Here is a 16,965-nt window from a genome sequence, read left to right as displayed (position 1 = left end):
CGGGCTGCGTCCTTTCGAAAGAGGTTATGGATATGAACATCAGGTTTCTGGGCCTGCCCTTGGCCGTCACCGCGCTGCTGGCGTTGGCCGGCTGCGCCTCGCCGACCGTGGTGACCTTGCAGAACGGTACCCAGTATTTGACCGAGGACACGCCGAACACCCGCACCGCCGATGGCTTCTACGAATTCGAGGACATTTCTGGCCGCAAAGTCCGGGTCCGCGCCGATGAAGTGGCGACGATTCGCAAGGAAGACTGAACCAACCTCACCTCTGCGCGAAAGGGCCAACAGTCAGTTGATCGGCGCAAACTCGATTCCTACGCTGATGGCTGGCCCGAGAGCGCTCTCGCCGCAACCATCCCATCCGCTCTTTCGCTGTCGAGCCTCGTCCCGCAAGCGCAGGCAGCGCGCCCGTTCCTGTTGAAGGGCACGGTCGATGCTGATATTGCCAGTCACCGGCGGCGTGACTGCCTCCTCCAGGTTCAGTGTCGCCCAGGGTCTGTGTGCCGATATTTCAAACCGCGTTTTTCCTGGAAAGGGTTCTACAGGTTCGCCCGTCCGGGCGGCGGGCAACTGTTCCGAGGTGATGCCGTAACGGTTGAGAATCGAATGCTCCGGCAGCTCCGCCATCACGCTGTCGCATACCAATACACAGATGGCGGCTGCGATAACGCTGTGTTTATTATTCACCACGCTATATCTCCTTTAAACGCGGTTCGAACTGACCCGCGCAGACCTCCCTCATGCAACCTCTAAGCCAGCGATGCACCGGATCGGCATCCATACGCGGGTGCCAGAGCATGGCGATAGTGAACCCGGGCAGCGCAAACGGCAGCGCGAAACTGTGCATGCCGTGGCGCAAGCGGCTGGTGTAGCGCTCCGGCACGCTGGCGATGAGGTCGCTGGACCGGGCGAGCCCCAGCGCAGCGGAAAAACCCGAGACGCTGGTGACGATTTCACGGGACAGGCCCAATGCCCCCAACGCCTGCTCCATCGGTCCATGATCGAGGTCGTGCAGGGACACGCCGATGTGCGCGCCCATCGCATAGTCGGCAGCGCTCACCTCGATCTGGCCCAGCGGATGCCCCGGGCGGACCACGCCGATGAGGCGGTCTCGAAACAATGCCTGCGTGCGCAACTCCGGACGGGTGTGCTCATCCACCACGGCGGTTTCCAGATCCACACTGCCCTCGCGCAGCGCGGTGCTGTCCTTATCAGCCTTGTCGACAAAACACAGCCGAACCCCTGGCGCCTGCTCGCTGACTCGGGCAATCAGCTCCAGCGCGAAATTCTCCACGAAGCCTTGCCGAGTGCGCAGCGTGAAGGTTCGGTTCACCCGTCGCAGATCCGGCGCCTGCTCCGGGCGCAGCGCGGCCTGGGCATCCTGGACCAGTTGACTGACCTGCTCGCGCAACGCCAGCGCGCGCGGAGTCGGCACCAGACCCCGCCCGGCCCGCACCAGCAACGGGTCGCCGGTGGCCTGGCGCAACCGCGCCAATGCCCGGCTCATGGCCGAAGGACTGAGGCGCAGCCGCCGCGCCGCGCCAGCCACGCTGCCTTCGGACAGCAGCGCATCCAGGGTGAGAAGCAAATTCAAATCGGGTGCGGACATTGACGGGACTCGAGCACAGGTGGCGTTGTGTGCAGCTATAACATGCAACTGCTGCGTCTTCCGCCATGTTATGCCTCGGCGTACCGTTCTGACAGCTGCGCCGAAGGAGCCGCAGACAGAGAGGACACGATGAAACCAGCTATTGCAGAACCCCTGTCGACAATCGCCGACAATCCACCGCAGCGCAGCGCACATGGGGCCCTGGCCAGCCTTGCACTGGCAACGCTGCTCGCCTCCCTGGGCGCCAGCGTCGCCAGCGTCGGCTTACCGGTGCTGGCCCAGGCATTCGATGCCTCCTTCCAACTGGTCCAGTGGGTGGTCCTCGCCTATCTGCTGGCGATCACCACGCTGATCGTCAGCCTCGGACGCTTGGGCGACCTGATCGGGCGTCGCAAGCTCCTGCTGGCTGGCATCGCGCTGTTCACGCTGGCTTCGGCCCTGTGTGGCCTGGCGCCGTCGTTGTGGCTGCTGATCGCTGCCAGGGCCCTGCAAGGCGTGGGCGCGGCCATCATGATGACATTGACCCTGGCCCTCGTCGGCGAAACGGTCGACAAAGCCAGGACCGGCAGCGCCATGGGCCTGCTCGCCACGCTGTCAGCGGTCGGCACCGCCCTCGGGCCCTCCCTCGGTGGCGTCTTGATCAGCGGGTTCGGCTGGCAGGCGTTGTTTCTGGTCAACGTTCCTCTCGGGTTACTGACGCTGTCGCTGGCCTGGCGCTTTTTGCCTGCCGGATACCCGGCGCAAAAGACCGGGCGCGTGGGCTTCGATGGCCTGGGCACGCTCCTGCTCGCTTTCACACTGGGCGCTTATGCCCTGGCCATGACACTCGGACGTGGGAGCTTTGGCGCACTGAATATCGGCCTGTTGCTGGCGGCGGTCCTGAGCGGCGGATGGTTCGTCCGGACGCAGAAACGACTCGCGTCGCCACTGATCCCGCTGCCGATGTTTCGCGACCGCCTGCTCGTCTCGGGCCTGGCTACAAGCGCGCTGGTCGCCGCGATCATGATGGCGACGCTGCTGGTCGGCCCGTTCTATCTCGCCATCGCCCTCGGGTTGCCTCCGACAACGGTGGGCCTGGTGTTGGCTGCGGGGCCGTGCGTCGCCGCTTTCGCCGGCATGCCCGCCGGGCGGCTGGCGGACCGTTTCGGCGTGCGCCTGATGCGTCTTGCCGGACTGGCGACCCTGATGCTCGGTTGTCTACTGCTGTCGCTGGTTCCTCCCGCCTTGGGCATAGCCGGTTATGCCGTGGCCATTGTGGTCACGACACTTGGCTATGCGATGTTCCAGACGGCCAACAATACATCGGTCATGGCTGAGCTCCCCGCCCATCAGCGGGGGGCCATCGCCGGCTTGCTCAACTTGTCGCGCAACCTGGGATTCCTTACTGGCGCATCGCTGCTCGGTGCAGTCTTCGCCAGCGCTTTGCCGACGAACGGTATTGGCGCTACAACACCCGAGACTGCGGCCCACGGCTTGCACGTCACCTTCGCCATTGCCTTCGCAATGGCGGGCCTGGCACTGCTGATTGCGCTGAAATACCGCGATCCAGAGCCGTCGCCCGAACGGCAGTAAACCTCACGCAACCGATGGTGGCATTCTGAACATTCCCGGTTAAGTCATGATCCAGATCAAAAAAACTGAACCAATCGCCAAACGGACTGAAAAAATCCACATCAGCTTCATTTTCCGGTGCTATTTTAATTCTCACTGGTAGGGCCATGATGGCTCTTCCTTCCTGACATGAGCAAACGGAAGCGCTTGATGAAGAAGGCGGGCTACAGATGAATAAAGGATCTTTCAGCAAGGTTACGTTCCCCAACGCCTGCCAATTGATGCGCTGGCATTTCCATCCCATGGGCTTCGAGGCCAGCATGGATGCGCCGGGCAGCATGGTTGCCCGGTTGTTCGACCGTGCCAGCGGCGAAACCATGATCGCGATCGCGGGCATTCCCTGCGCCACCGTGATGAACGCGCCCGATGTGGAGCGAATCATCGAAGCGGTGGAAGCCGAGCTTGAAGCTTTCGTGCCGCCGGTTGGCTTGCGACGATTCGCTTCCTGAACAAAAAAAGCCCACGTTAACGTGGGCTTTTTTGTGGCTATCGACTGTGGCACGTATCAGCCACGCGCACGGCGATGGTCGAGGAAGAATGGCTTGCCCGCCGCGACACGGTCCGAAGCTCTGGGCGCGTTGGCGGCTTGACTGTCCTGGCTGTCGACATACCAATAGCAGTGCTGCATCGCCCGCGTGATCCCCACGTATGCCAGGCGCAGAATCTCATCTTTCTGCGCCGTGTCGTACGGTTCGGTGTCGCCGTCCTGGCCCAGCCCAGCCATCCGGTAGACCTGGTTCTTGTACGGCGAACTGGTCAGATGCTGGCAGTCACCCAGCAGGAATACCGCATCCGCCTCAAGGCCTTTCGCGCTGTGATAAGTCATTTGCCTGAAGCGCCTCATTGGCACCGGCAAGCTAGAATCAACATTAACTATTGGCTGAATATGCTTTTCTAACAATGACTTATCGCTACTTCTTCGATACAGCATCAAGATCGAGTCACCCTTCCGGTAATGCTCATCAAGCCGCCGCGCCAACCCTTCATCATCCCGATCCAGCACGTTGACCGGACTTGGCGTTCGTGACACGCCGCTGGCCTTGGCTTTTTTGCCAGGCATGGCCGCCGCCGCGCGCACGACGTGCTCGGCGGCGTCGATGATGTATTGATGGCTGCGGTAGTTTTCGGTGAGCATCACCCGGGTGCTGGCCGGGGACGGGAACTGCTTGTTGAAGGCCATGAAGAAAGTCGGCGAACTGCCGCGCCAGCCATAGATCGATTGCCAGTCGTCACCCACGCACAACAGCGAAGAACGCTGGGCGGCGCGCCCCACGTGCAGGGCGGCACCGCGCCTGCGCACTTCGCGCAGGCTCGCCCGGAGCCAGGAGACAATCTGCGGCGAAACATCCTGGAACTCGTCGATCATCAAGTGGGCCATCGGCCGCAACAGCGCGTCATCGAGCAGCTTGAAGTTTTCCTCTGAATGCTCGCTGAACAGCGCAAACATGCGGTTGTAGGTCATGACCGGCGGCGATTGGTCGAGCAGATGATCCTCGAAAGCGCGCCAGAAGCGGCTCAATGCCTCGAAGAAATACCGATCGGGATCGTCATGAGAGAAACTCATCTGGCCCACGGCATCAGGGACATCCAGGCCAAGATTCTCGATGAAGCCTGCCGCCGCGACAAAACAGTCCAGCAAAGGGGCGGAACCCAGCTCTCCCTTGACCTTGTAATCGAACCCCGGACCGGCACTGGCGTCCCCGGCCAACGAGGCCAATACGCGCCTGGATTCTTCATAACTATCAATCCATATCAATGGCTTACGACAGAAAGCTTGAAACAGGGTTCGCTTTACAGCCCATTCCGCGCGCAGGCTCAGCTTGGCGCCGGGCCGGCTGAGTTGAGGATTTTCGCGTGGATCGAAACCCAGCATTACCCAGGCGTCCAACGACGGCACGTAACCGTGGCAATGAAATCTGGAACCATTGACTTCGAAGGCCTGGCGTTTCGGCTCGATCCCCTTGATCGGCCAGGCGCCCGCCTTGAACCAGAGATCCTCGATCGCGTCGCACAGTGCTTCGTCGCGCTGGGCCGCCAGTTCAGTCACGGCTATCCGCTTCTGCACATCCGGGTGATCGCGCTCCAGCGTCTTGAGCTGCAAGGCGTGCCGGGAAAGCGGCTTGATCAGCTCGCGGAAACGCTCGTCACGCTTGTAGAGGCTGTGATAACAGGCGTTGAGGTGTTGGCGCTGAACCTCGTTGATGCGCAAGTCGAATGGGCTGGCCAAGGCGCCATCGTCATTTGGCCCGGCGCGAAGGCTCAGCGCCTCGAAGGCCTGGAGCCGTTCGAATCCAGGCAGGCTGCGCACCATGGGCAGGATTCGTGAGTGGAACGTGCGCACCAGCTCGCGTGCCTGCGCCAGGCTGATCGTACGCCCCCAAAGCGCAAACATGTCGATGAGCTTCTGCATGAAGTCCTTGCGCGATTCGCGGGTAAACGTGACCACGGTCATCGAATCCAGCTCGAACCCCAGGTAATGACAGAGCAGCACGATGCGCAGTACCAGCGTCGTGGACTTGCCTGCGCCTGCGCCCGCGACGACCGACGTCGCCGGGGTGTCGCTGAAAATCATCTTCCACTGCGCGCTGCTGGGTTGCGCATGCGCCGGTAGCAGGCGCGCGACGTCGGCCTTGATGCGTTTCTTCAGTTCGGCGGTAAGCGGCAGACGCCAGTCATCGAACAATAGATCGTCGACTTTGGGCCCCGGGTGCTCGGTGCTGCGCGAATCCCTGATCAGCAGGACCTGACGCCCCTCTTCCAGGCCTTCGGCCTTGCCTTCCTTGAAACCATAATCAAAACCCGCGGTGTGCCCGCTACGAAAGCCATCGGCCTGGCCATGCAGCCAGGACGCCCGATGCTGGGCGCGCAGGCGCGTCAGGCCATGGCCAAAGAAACGCGCTGCCAGGCGCTTGAGCCAGGGCATCTGGGCCAGTGGCAGGAGTTCGGGAGGAAGATCGGGAGTGTGTTGCGACACGCTGAAGGACTCCGGTGTTCAGAACCATGAGGGCTATGGTGTCTGGATTTGCAGCCGGATTCCAGCCAAAAGCTTTGCTGTCAGCTATTTAGACGATGAAATGAAAGTGATATGGCAGGTTGGCATTGCGGCATTTCAGAGGGCTGGCCCCTTCGCGAGCAGGCTCGCTCCCACGGTAATTTGACTGTGGGAGCGAGCCTGCTCGCGAAAAGGACGCGATCACTGCCCGGAAATTGCGCCATCCACGAGCGCCTGGGCCTCGACCACCAGCTGTTTCAGGTGCTCGTCGCCAACGAAGCTTTCGGCGTAGATCTTGTAGATGTCCTCGGTGCCGGACGGACGCGCGGCAAACCAGCCATTTTCGGTCATGACCTTCAGGCCTCCGATGGCCTGATCGTTACCCGGGGCGTGGCTGAGGATGCTCTGGATCGTTTCGCCCGCCAGCTCAGTGGACTGGACCTGATCCGGCGACAGCTTGCTCAGCAGCGCTTTCTGCTGCGGGCTGGCCTTGGCATCGACACGCACCGAGAACGGCTCGCCCAGCTCGTCGGTCAAGGCGCGATAGGCCTGGCTTGGGTCGCGACCGGTGCGAGCCGTCATTTCAGCGGCCAACAAGGCCGGGATCAGCCCGTCCTTGTCGGTGCTCCATACGCCGCCATCCTTGCGCAGGAACGAGGCACCGGCGCTTTCTTCGCCGCCAAAGCCAAGGGAACCATCGAACAGACCGTCGGCGAACCACTTGAAGCCCACCGGTACCTCATAGAGGCGGCGGCCCAGGCGCTTGGCCACGCGGTCGATCAGGCCGCTGCTGACCACGGTCTTGCCGACCGCCGCATCGGCACGCCATTGCGGCCGGTTCTGGAACAGATAATCGATGGAAACCGCCAGGTAATTGTTCGGCGCCAGCAAGCCGCCACTCGGCGTCACGATGCCGTGGCGGTCATGGTCCGGGTCGCAGGCGAAGGCCACGTCGAAGCGCTCCTTCAAACCGATCAACCCTTGCATGGCGTGGCTGGAGGATGGGTCCATGCGGATCTGCCCGTCCCAATCGACCGTCATGAAGCGGAAGGTGGAATCCACCTGGGTGTTGACCACTTCCAGGTCCAGTCGATAGTGCTCGGCGATGGCGGGCCAGTAGCGCACGCCAGCGCCGCCCAGCGGGTCTACGCCCAGGCGCAGCCCTGCACCACGAATCGCATCGAAATCGATGACGTTGCCGAGGTCTGCCACGTAGGTATTGAGGAAATCGTGACGGTGAGTGGTTTCGGCCTTGAGCGCCTGTTCGTAGCTGATGCGCTTGACGCCGGCCAACTGGTTGGCCAACAGCTCGTTGGCCTTGGCTTCAATCCATTTGGTGATATGGGTATCGGCCGGACCGCCATTGGTGGGGTTGTATTTGTAGCCGCCACTTTGCGGCGGATTGTGCGACGGCGTAATGACGATGCCGTCAGCCAGCCCAGTGGTACGGCCACGGTTGTAGCACAGGATGGCGTGGGAAATCGCTGGCGTCGGGGTGTACTCGTCACCCTCGGCGATCATCACGGTCACGCCATTGGCGGCCAGCACTTCCAGCGCGCTGGCTCCCGCCGGAGTCGACAGTGCATGAGTGTCGATACCGACAAACAGCGGTCCGTCGATGCCCTGGGCTTCACGGTACAGGCAGATCGCCTGACTGATGGCCAGTACGTGCCATTCGTTGAACCCAAGATCGAACGAACTGCCACGGTGCCCGGAAGTGCCGAACGCGACGCGCTGGGTCGCAATCGAGGCGTCGGGCCGGCCGGTGTAATACGCCGTCACCAGTCGCGGGATATCGATCAACAACTCTGCCGGCGCCGGCTTGCCCGCAAATGGACTGACTGTCATGCAAAACCTCGGAATGGAGTGGCTCGGAAAAATGAAGGCAGTTTACTGACAGTTCGACCATCACGCGACGGGTTCGATCCATCGCCCCGCGATCAGGATTGTTCGAGCCTCAGGGCCTCGGCCAGTGCGCAGAAGGCCGCTTCCCGGCCGCCCACGCCGTCGTACGCATGAGCCAACCGAAAATGCTGGTCATATAGTCCCTGGGTGCTGAACAGCTCGCCCGGCGCGATGACGATTCGCCGGGCGAGCAGCCGTTGGAAAACCCGCCGCAGATCGACCTGGCGTGAAGAACGTACCCAGATTGTTGCGCCGCCCTCGGGCTCCTCCCATTGCAGGCAGTCTCCGACTCGCTCGCGCAACAGTTGCGTTGCCGACGCGGCGCTTTCGCGCAGCAGGCGCCGCAATACCAGTAGATGCTGGTCGATCCGGCCATTGTTGTATAACCGCGCAATCGCTTTCTGGCGAATCGGCGAAAGACGAAATGCGCGCAACAGGAAATGACGCTGCAACATCAGCGTCAGCTGGCGCGCCAGCACATAACCGTAGGGCGCCTCGGGCCCTATGGTTGTCTCGAAGGTGGAATACACGATCAGCCGGTCCGGGTCGAGCCACTCTCGAAAAGGCGACGCGCCGGGCTCGAATACCAGCTCCGTATGGCTGTCGTTCTCCAGTACCCATGTGCCGTACTGTTCCAGCAGACGCGCCAGTGCACGCCGGTCGGCTGCACTTTTCAACCTGCCCCTGGGCATGCTCAACACCGAAGACACCACCATCAGGCATACCGTCTCAGTCGCCAGCAACCGCTCCAATTGCTCGATATCGATTTCCCCCTCGGCCAGCAAGGGCAGCTCGATGACGCGGATATCGGCCGCTTGCAACAAACGCAGGACGGTCCATTCGCAGGGCGACTCCACCAGCACCGTGTTGCCCTTGAGTGCCAGCACCGCAATCAGGATTTCCAGAACGCCACGCAAGTCAGCGCCGATATAGACGTCATCGGCACTCCAGCATCGCGACGGTGAAGAGGTGTAGCGTGCCGCCAGTGCGGTACGCAATTCCTGCTCTCCCCAAGGCTGCAGGGGATGTTGTGAAGCGCGCGGGTACTGGCGCAGGAGCTCGCGTTCAAGCAACAGAAGCGGACTGTCGAGCGGCTGCAACGAAGCCGGTTCATCACCGCTGAGCACCAGCATGCCTGGGCGACGCGCGTTGACGTACAGGGTTTCCAGCAAATCATCGCCATCGCCAAGAGTGGACACGCTGACCATCGGCAATGCGTAGTATCCAGACTTTGCAATCGAATATACCCGCCCTTCCTTTTCCAGCAGGGAATAAGCGTACTGGATGGTGGAGATGGAGACATTGAGGCGCTCGGCCAACTGCCGCAATGACGGCAGACGCACCCGAGCATCAGCGCCCAGCTCATTGATCAGGTTCGTCAGGTATCGATAAACCGCCTGGTAGGTGAAGTCTGTTTCACGGAGGCCCTTCATGAGACCGGTCCACCGAACCGAACCTTCACCAACCGGGCCTGGGCGATCACGACAAAATACCTCAAACCCCGTCCCTCAGCGCCGCGCTGCACGTTCGCCGGGATCATCGGCCCCCTGCCCGCCCTGGTCCGTATCAGCGCCCTCCATGGCCGTTTGCGGGTCCGCCCGGATGATCTCCGGCTCCGGCGTGGTGATTCGGGCCCGGTACAACTTGCAGAGCATCGCAACGGGCAGGCCACTGACATCGACCATCCAATGCGCCACCTGATCCGTGACCGGACCGCCCCGCAAGGCCCTGTGCAGATCGGGCATGCCCACCAGCATGCCGGGATGACAGCACCGCAGGAAATGCTCCAGGCCGGCGCCCTTTTCAACGAAGGGCGCAAACAGCATGCACACCAGTTGCGTTTCGTTCAGATTCAGATTTTTTTCCGTTTCCAGGGCGATCACGGCTCGACGCTCGGGAATCTCCGACGGTGCACCCAACAGCCCCTGGACCTGCTGGCAGACGGGCTCCGGCATACGCTTGCGGTGCATGACCATGATCATGCGTTGCACGTAATCGGTGTAGCCAGCCGCATAGCCGCGTTCCTGCTGATGACAGGCCCGCAAGCCACATAGGTGGGCCGAGAGGTACGGACTCAGGTATTCATGCTCGGGCGATGGCGCAACCAGCTCATCGGAGCTGACGCCGAGAAATTCACTGAACAACGCCCAGTTGCTTTCTTCCAGCCGCTCGGTGATCAGATCATCAATCCGGATGTGCCCGACTTGCCGGCAGGCCTCCAGACGCCTTTCGGGTTGCCAGACACCCAGGTGCTCCTGGCCATAAAAACGCCGGAACAGGTCACTGCCCAGGTAATCGAGTTGGGCGAACAGGCCGTCGAATCCACCCGCGGGTTCAAACACCAGACCGATCTTGCGGGTCGCCCGGCGCAACCCGGACAGGAACAGCTTTTGCTGGCGTGGCGTGTCGCAACTGACCCATGAATCCACGCCCGCATCCCAGCGAGCCATGTTCTTGTAGAACTCCGCCATCGCCAGGTAGCCTTCGTCGCCCACCCCCAGGAGGCTGTCGGAGGAACGCAGATGCCCGAGCATCAGCATGTCAGTGCGATTGGCCTCGCGCCCTTGCGCCGATAACGGCTTGGAGCGATCAAACGGCACCACCTCTCGATTGTCCGCCATCAGCAGCTCTACCCGTGGATCGTCGTAGAGAAACAGCGCGCTGTAGCAACAGTGGATATTCTCCAGGGTGGCCTGGGTCATCTCGCCCAGGCGTGGCGTGGCGACGCGCAGGTCGAAAGTCGTCGGATGCCGGCCAGCAATGCTCAACTGCGCGGCGCGCAGGGCCGTCAGCGCATAGAACCCCTCCCGACTGCCATTCTGGGCCACCAGCACCCGATAGGTGCCAATTCGTTCAATACCACCAGCGGCGACGATCAATCGCTGGACCAGAAGCTGCAGTGCGGTCCGTTCCGCACGGGAATAAAATTCCAACAAGCGTTGCAATACCTGTTGATATACGTAAGTCATTGCTTGTTGATGAATTGCACTCATAACCGTTTACCTGGAATTCGTTTATCGGCGTCGCACCCACACCGCCTTGATTGCTCGATACAGCAGACGGGTGGATGGCTTCGCCATTTATTAAGAGTATTGACGATACACTTTGCTTTCGCGCGATGTAATTAATCCATACAAGTACGGATCGTGACTCCCTGCTTCTCTATTTCTGCCGGAAACGCCCGCATTCATTGGACTTGGCCCAGCTAGCAAGCCGTCCTAGGAGATTTCTTACAGCGTCCCACAGACAATGGAGACAGAAAACAAGGAATATGCCGAGCCAAGATAATCTTCTTCAAGTCAGCAGGCGACCAAGAGCAAACAACACCCCGGACACTTTAAATAGGAACAAGAAAAAGCAGACGGCCGCGCAAACGAGTGTTGCGCAGCAATTCCTCCTTGAGTTCGAAAGTCAGTATTCAATTATCAAGACTTAAGTAATGATTAAAAGATACAGATTGGCGGCAAAAACCAGTTCAGTTGCTTTTTGCAAGATGCCGCCTTTCGACAGTCGGGAGTAAACGGGTCGTTGATTCGGGCGCAGCCATGCGCAGGCCTGCTGAAGGACAGCCACACAGAACGGTCAAGAAGACTGGCCAGGGCGGCCGAAAACAGCGCAAGAGTCGAAACGATGACTCTTGCGCAAGGGAGGAAATCAGGCGGGGTCGACTACCTGGAGGGCAACGCGTTCACGGCAAGGACATTCGCCCATGTACCGATGGGCCTCGACGAACTCGGAGAACGGAAACACCCGAGTCTTGAGGGGCAACAGCACGCGGTCGGCGGTCAATTGGTTGATATCACGCAACGCCCGTTGCAACGCGACCTGGTCCTGGAGAATGCCCAGCTCCGGCTTGCCGGTGAAATTGCCGATGCAGTGGACAAAGAACTGGATGTTCTTCTGGAACGCCGCGCAGGCTGGAAACGGTGTCTGGTTGCCGCCCTGCAAGCCATACAGCACCAGGCTGCCACGGGGCGCCAGGACATCGCCGAGCAGCGACATCTGCGGCCCGCCCAAGCCGTCGAACACCACATCGACGCCACGGCTGTCGGTGAGTTTGTTGATTTGCATCAACAAATCCTGCTCTTCGGTGACGATGACTTTTTCGGCGCCCAGCGACAGCAGGTATTCACGCTCTTCAGCCGTCTTGGTGGCGGCGATCACCCGCACGCCCAACGCCTTGCCAAGTTGCACGAAGGAAGGACCGGCGCAATGGCTGGCATCGGTCACCAGCGCAAACTGCCCGGGCTTGACCCGTGCCAGGTCCATGTAGGCGAAATAGGCGATCAGCAGCGGCGTGTAATGGACCGCGGCCTCGATCGGGCTGAGCACGTCGGGATAGCGGGTCAAAGCGGTGCGCGGCAGGACGATGACCTCACCGTACACCGGATAATCGTTCGGGCTCTCGGCGGGGAAGCTGGCGACTTTGTCGCCCACGGCCAAGTCATCGACCCCGTCGCCGACGGCTGTCACCACGCCGGCCATTTCATGGCCCAGGCCTGAAGGCAGGCGCGCCTGGGACGATGCCAGGTTCTGGCGCCACAGGGTGTCGTACCAACTGATGCCGATCGCTTCGACACGGACCTGCACTTCTCCTGGCGCAGGAAGAGCCGCCGCATGCTCTTCGCATTTGAGCACCTCGGCACCACCAAACTTGTGAAAACGGATCGTGCGGGACATCGCAAACCTCGTCAAAGTAACCTCTAATGCCATGAACTCTATCCGGGCTTTGTAGCCAAGACCATCAGTGGCTATTAATAGTCGACATGCCTGTCATTGATTCCGCAGCAAGAAAACTGAACCGGCCCTGTAGGACCCAGCCCTGAAAAATGCAATTAGCCGGTGCAGAGTACCAGCCTTTCCCCGTAAGATTCATGCCGGCCATTGTTCCCATATGGCCGCCCACGTCAAGCTTGCCGAATCTGCCAGGACCCCAGATGAATCGTAATGACCTGCGTCGTGTCGACCTGAACCTGTTGATCGTGTTCGAAACATTGATGCATGAGCGCAGTGTGACCCGCGCCGCCGAGAAATTGTTCCTCGGCCAACCGGCCATCAGCGCAGCGCTGTCGCGCCTGCGCAGCCTGTTCGACGATCCGCTGTTCGTGCGTACCGGGCGCAGCATGGAGCCCACCGCGCGGGCGGTGGAAATCTTCGCCCTGCTCTCTCCAGCGCTGGACTCGATCTCCACGGCGGTCAGCCGGGCAGCGGAATTCGATCCAGCCACCAGCACCTCGGTCTTTCGCATCGGCCTGTCGGATGACGCCGAGTTCGCCCTGCTGCCGATGCTGCTCAAGCGCCTGCGGGCCGAAGCGCCAGGCATCGTGCTGGTGGTGCGCCGGGTCAATTACATCCTGATGCCGGGCTTGCTGGCCTCTGGCGAAATCTCCATCGGCGTCAGCTACACCGACGACCTGCCGGCCAACGCCAAGCGCAAGGTCTTGCGCCGCAGCTCGCCGAAAGTGCTGCGCGCCGACACCGCGCCGGGGCGTCTGACGCTGGACGAATTCTGCGCCCGCCCCCATGCATTGGTGTCCTTTGCCGGCGACTTGAGCGGGTTCATTGATGAAGAGTTGGAAAAGCTCGACCGCAAGCGCCATGTGGTATTGGCCGTACCGCAGTTCAACGGCCTGAGCACGCTGCTGTCGGGCACCGACATCATCGCCACCGTGCCCGACTACACCGCCGAAGCACTGACCGCCGCTGGCGGCGTGCGCGCCGAAGACCCACCGATCCCGGTGCGCAGCTTCGAACTGCACATGGCTTGGCGCGGCTCCCAGGACAACGACCCGGGCGAACGCTGGTTGAGATCGCGGATTCAGATGTTTTTCGGCGATCCTGACAGTCTCTAGGCTTCGTCGGGCAGGCTGGTGCCTAGCAGATAAATTATCGCTCTACAGCGACGCATTTGATCTCCACGAGAAGGCCGGGGCGAGCCAGTTCACCGACACCTATGCATGTCCATGCACAAGTGCCCCTAGGAAACACTTCATCTTTCACGCGTCTGAAAATGGGCATGTGGCTGTGCATATCGACGTGAAAAGTTGTCATTTCGACAATATCTTCAAATTCGCAGCCACCGGCTTCCAAGACGAGCCGAAGATTCTCCCATGCCGCCAAAAACTGCTGCTCAGGGTCTTCGATAACTGATAATTCCGGCGTCCGGCCTACCTGACCAGCGCAATAAAGCGTTTTTCCTACCTTTACAGCGGGTGCATAACCAGCCTGCTCGAAGAGCAATCTCATGCCATCTGGAACAATAATCTGACGATCAGTCATGGTTGTGGAGCCCAAAATATAAACGGATACGAAAGCTGACCCAGGCGCCAGAGCGGCGTCCACTCGGGTCACGCGTCATTGATCAATCAAATCCGGCAGGTATCAGGCGCACACTTACGCGGAATCTGAACAGTCGACCAGCCGCCTGCTTCCTCCGATGGGGTAGGATAATCAGAGACCTATCGAAATCGCCGTAGCTGCATTGCCCCTGGAAATCCTAGCCCGCGACGAAAGAACTATCGAGAGCCGTCCGTTCCCCTTTCTCTGAATCTGACTGGTCGAAAAGATGGCTCTCGGCTGAAGAAGACTTGCGACGGCGCAAAATCCGAATATTGGGCGATCGTAGTGGCGCTCGAACAATCTCAATCGGTATCCAGGTGAAGGTTGTTGCGGACAGAGCCACTGCGATCGCGAAGGCATTCAGCCCGCCTCCGAAGATAATGTCAGAGGAGAGTTCGCTTTCTTCGCCACACTCGGTCCGGTCATCAAAAGACTTCAAGTAGAGCGGCCTACCCGCTTCATTCAGGCAGCTCTGTTGGGTGATCACACTGCTAGCCAAAACGCCTCGAACGGGGAAGTTGAAGTCCGCAATATCCAGGCCACTGGCTCGCGTACCTGGCACTGATCGACCTGGTCTGCTCGGAGCGCTCACCGTACGCTTGCGCCATGCCAACATTTGAAGCATTGCGTCCATCTCCGGTCGGCGTGACAAGGTCGTGGTCGAGTCCGATAGCACGTGTGCGCTCGTTGTATCCGGCTGCTGCACATGTGACCTGGACTGAGCCTGCAAGTGGGAGCGGAAATCCGCTCCATTGGTAGGAGCTCGCATTTTGTTTTCTGATGTCGGCAACACGGTTGGACCTGGCGGTACGGCAGAAATACCGGTCATAAAGCACCTCATACCAGACTGATGTCATCACTAACTCCGATGCTCCTGGCATTGCTATGCACTACCAGAACGCAACTGCGCCACCTCGACCTGCCTGACCATTGGGGTCAAGAGTGACTAGTCGCGCGAATGAGATGGGGAGCGAACGCGCATCCAATAGAAAACTGATTCGGTCGTATGCGTCGGAAGCAGTTGGCAAATCGAATGTCTATTGTTTTGGTTTTTGCCTCATCAGATCCCGCTGAACCAGTTGTATCCCTGGTCTTCCCAATACCCGCCCGGGTTGTCGTTGCTTACGAAAATCTCGACAACATGCTTGGGGTTTTTGAAGCCCAGCTTGGTGGGTACTCGAACCCTGAGGGGATAGCCGTACTCGGGCGGCAATGCAACGTCAGCGTAATCCAGAGCCAGCAGTGTTTGTGGGTGCAAGGCTGTTGGCATGTCCAGACTGGAGTAATAACGATCAGCACATTTGAAACCGACAAATTTCGCCGTAGTGTCGGCCCCGATGTGTTCCAGGAAGGTTTTGAGCGGTACGCCTCCCCATTGCCCGATGGCGCTCCAGCCTTCAACACAGATCAAACGGGTTATATCGCTACGTTGCGGCAGCTTGCGTAAGCTTTCGAGTGTCCAGGGTGCCTTGTCCGTGACCCGGCCGGAGACAGCCAGCGAGTAACTCGCCAAGTCCACTTCAGGGATATCGTCCTGACCATAGAATGCGTTGAACGGAAATGGCGTGGTGATCTGCGCGCTGGTGAAGGTCGGCGCCAGTTTATGTCCGCTGAACAGCCAGGCCTGGACCCGATCGTTCCAACGCGACATGGCCCAAAGAACCTTGTCGACCTGATCGCCGTCCTGCAGGTTGCAACCGGTCAACATCGACATCGCGCCCACGGTCAAGCCGGCACGAAGGAAATGCCGGCGCTGAATGTTCTCCAGTTCTAGCTGTTGCGCAGGTTCAAGCCTGATGCGCTGAACAGTTTTTTTAAGTTCAGTCATGGTCATTTTCCCCGGCCTCAAGAGACCGCACTCCACCCGTAATCATTGGCAGCAGGGTTTTCGGTACCAAAATCACCAAGGCCAGATGAAGCACGACGAATGCAGCAATCATCGCCATCGCCCCGAAATGTACATAACGTGCAATGTCATAGCCGCCCAGCAGCGCCACCAACTCTTGAAGTTGAATGGGTTTCCAGATCGCTACGCCCGAGATGACGACGAGTGCGCCTGCCGCCAGCACCATCCAGTACATCAGACGCTGCACTGCGTTATAGATGCCCTTTTCATGCACCAGCCGTAAGTGCAAAGCGTCCGTAAAATCATGCTTCAACGCGGCAAGCCCGATGGGCAGCAACTCACGTTTGAAGTGACGACTGAAGAATCCATACAGCACATAGATCGCGCCGTTGATCAGCAGCAGCCACATGAATGCGAAATGCCAGGCCAGCGCCCCGCCCAGCCATCCGCCCACGGTCAACGCCACCGGGAACCTGAAGCTGAGCAGTGGCGAGGCGTTGTAAATGGCCCAACCGCTCATGAACATGCAGACCATGCAAACGGCGTTGAGCCAGTGGGTGAGGCGAACCGGCCAGGGATGAAGCTTTTTCTGTCTCACGTGTTTCCCCTTGAAAGCCATCCATGTAGCGGAGCGTTGCCAGACGGCAGCGCCCCAGCCTTT

At 60.1% G+C, this 16,965-nt stretch carries 14 protein-coding genes; 4 read left to right on the top strand and 10 right to left on the bottom strand.

Annotated elements, in window-relative coordinates:
- The first annotated feature begins 32 nt into the window (after positions 1 to 32).
- Complete coding sequence (locus tag PSH78_RS12285; protein ID WP_305500808.1) at positions 33 to 257, top strand: YgdI/YgdR family lipoprotein; 225 nt, start codon at positions 33 to 35, stop codon at positions 255 to 257.
- A gap of 33 nt (positions 258 to 290) precedes the next feature.
- Here PSH78_RS12285 and PSH78_RS12280 read toward each other — a convergent pair whose 3' ends face one another.
- The gene (locus PSH78_RS12280) at positions 291 to 692 is read right to left on the bottom strand and encodes a hypothetical protein (RefSeq protein WP_305500807.1); all 402 of its coding nucleotides are present in this window, start codon (positions 690 to 692) and stop codon (positions 291 to 293) included.
- 1 nt (position 693) lies between these two features.
- Positions 694 to 1,611, bottom strand: a complete 918-nt coding sequence (locus tag PSH78_RS12275; protein ID WP_305500806.1) for a LysR family transcriptional regulator — start codon at positions 1,609 to 1,611, stop codon at positions 694 to 696.
- A gap of 129 nt (positions 1,612 to 1,740) precedes the next feature.
- Here PSH78_RS12275 and PSH78_RS12270 point away from each other — a divergent pair, with 129 nt between their 5' ends.
- Together PSH78_RS12270 and PSH78_RS12265 are read left to right on the top strand one after the other, a co-directional pair.
- The gene (locus PSH78_RS12270) at positions 1,741 to 3,183 is read left to right on the top strand and encodes an MFS transporter (RefSeq protein ID WP_305500805.1); all 1,443 of its coding nucleotides are present in this window, start codon (positions 1,741 to 1,743) and stop codon (positions 3,181 to 3,183) included.
- 209 nt (positions 3,184 to 3,392) lie between these two features.
- Complete coding sequence (locus PSH78_RS12265; protein WP_003201764.1) at positions 3,393 to 3,671, top strand: DUF1652 domain-containing protein; 279 nt, start codon at positions 3,393 to 3,395, stop codon at positions 3,669 to 3,671.
- A gap of 56 nt (positions 3,672 to 3,727) precedes the next feature.
- On the opposite strand, the gene PSH78_RS12260 is transcribed toward PSH78_RS12265, so the two are convergent.
- The 5 genes from PSH78_RS12260 to PSH78_RS12240 form a co-directional block, all read right to left on the bottom strand.
- On the bottom strand, positions 3,728 to 6,196 hold the full coding sequence (locus PSH78_RS12260) for a UvrD-helicase domain-containing protein (RefSeq protein WP_305500802.1): 2,469 nt from the start codon (positions 6,194 to 6,196) through the stop codon (positions 3,728 to 3,730).
- A 219-nt stretch (positions 6,197 to 6,415) separates the two neighbouring features.
- Positions 6,416 to 8,062 (bottom strand): phosphoglucomutase (alpha-D-glucose-1,6-bisphosphate-dependent), encoded by a 1,647-nt coding sequence (gene pgm, locus PSH78_RS12255; RefSeq protein ID WP_305500801.1) that lies wholly within the window; start codon positions 8,060 to 8,062, stop codon positions 6,416 to 6,418.
- Positions 8,063 to 8,154: 92 nt separating this feature from the next.
- A complete protein-coding gene (locus tag PSH78_RS12250; RefSeq protein WP_305500800.1) occupies positions 8,155 to 9,552 on the bottom strand; it encodes a PLP-dependent aminotransferase family protein in 1,398 nt (465 codons plus the stop codon).
- 75 nt (positions 9,553 to 9,627) lie between these two features.
- Positions 9,628 to 11,112 (bottom strand): hypothetical protein, encoded by a 1,485-nt coding sequence (locus tag PSH78_RS12245; protein ID WP_305500798.1) that lies wholly within the window; start codon positions 11,110 to 11,112, stop codon positions 9,628 to 9,630.
- A 661-nt stretch (positions 11,113 to 11,773) separates the two neighbouring features.
- A complete protein-coding gene (locus tag PSH78_RS12240; protein ID WP_305500796.1) occupies positions 11,774 to 12,799 on the bottom strand; it encodes a zinc-dependent alcohol dehydrogenase family protein in 1,026 nt (341 codons plus the stop codon).
- Positions 12,800 to 13,056: 257 nt separating this feature from the next.
- Here PSH78_RS12240 and PSH78_RS12235 point away from each other — a divergent pair, with 257 nt between their 5' ends.
- Positions 13,057 to 13,971, top strand: a complete 915-nt coding sequence (locus PSH78_RS12235) for a LysR family transcriptional regulator (protein ID WP_305500794.1) — start codon at positions 13,057 to 13,059, stop codon at positions 13,969 to 13,971.
- Between the two features lie 34 nt (positions 13,972 to 14,005).
- Here the strand turns inward: PSH78_RS12235 and PSH78_RS12230 are convergent, their stop codons facing one another.
- The 3 genes from PSH78_RS12230 to PSH78_RS12220 all read right to left on the bottom strand — a co-directional run bounded on the left by PSH78_RS12230 (position 14,006) and on the right by PSH78_RS12220 (position 16,839).
- The gene (locus PSH78_RS12230) at positions 14,006 to 14,398 is read right to left on the bottom strand and encodes a RidA family protein (RefSeq protein ID WP_030138712.1); all 393 of its coding nucleotides are present in this window, start codon (positions 14,396 to 14,398) and stop codon (positions 14,006 to 14,008) included.
- Between the two features lie 1,120 nt (positions 14,399 to 15,518).
- Entirely contained in the window at positions 15,519 to 16,286 is a 768-nt protein-coding gene (locus PSH78_RS12225) for a molybdopterin-dependent oxidoreductase (RefSeq protein WP_030138710.1), read from the bottom strand.
- On the bottom strand, positions 16,279 to 16,839 hold the full coding sequence (locus PSH78_RS12220; protein ID WP_370871119.1) for a cytochrome b/b6 domain-containing protein: 561 nt from the start codon (positions 16,837 to 16,839) through the stop codon (positions 16,279 to 16,281). Before PSH78_RS12220 ends, PSH78_RS12225 begins: the two co-directional genes overlap by 8 nt.
- Positions 16,840 to 16,965: the final 126 nt, after the last annotated feature.

The organism is Pseudomonas sp. FP198 (assembly GCF_030687895.1).
Classification (GTDB): domain Bacteria; phylum Pseudomonadota; class Gammaproteobacteria; order Pseudomonadales; family Pseudomonadaceae; genus Aquipseudomonas.
This window is presented reverse-complemented; position numbering and strand designations above follow the sequence as displayed.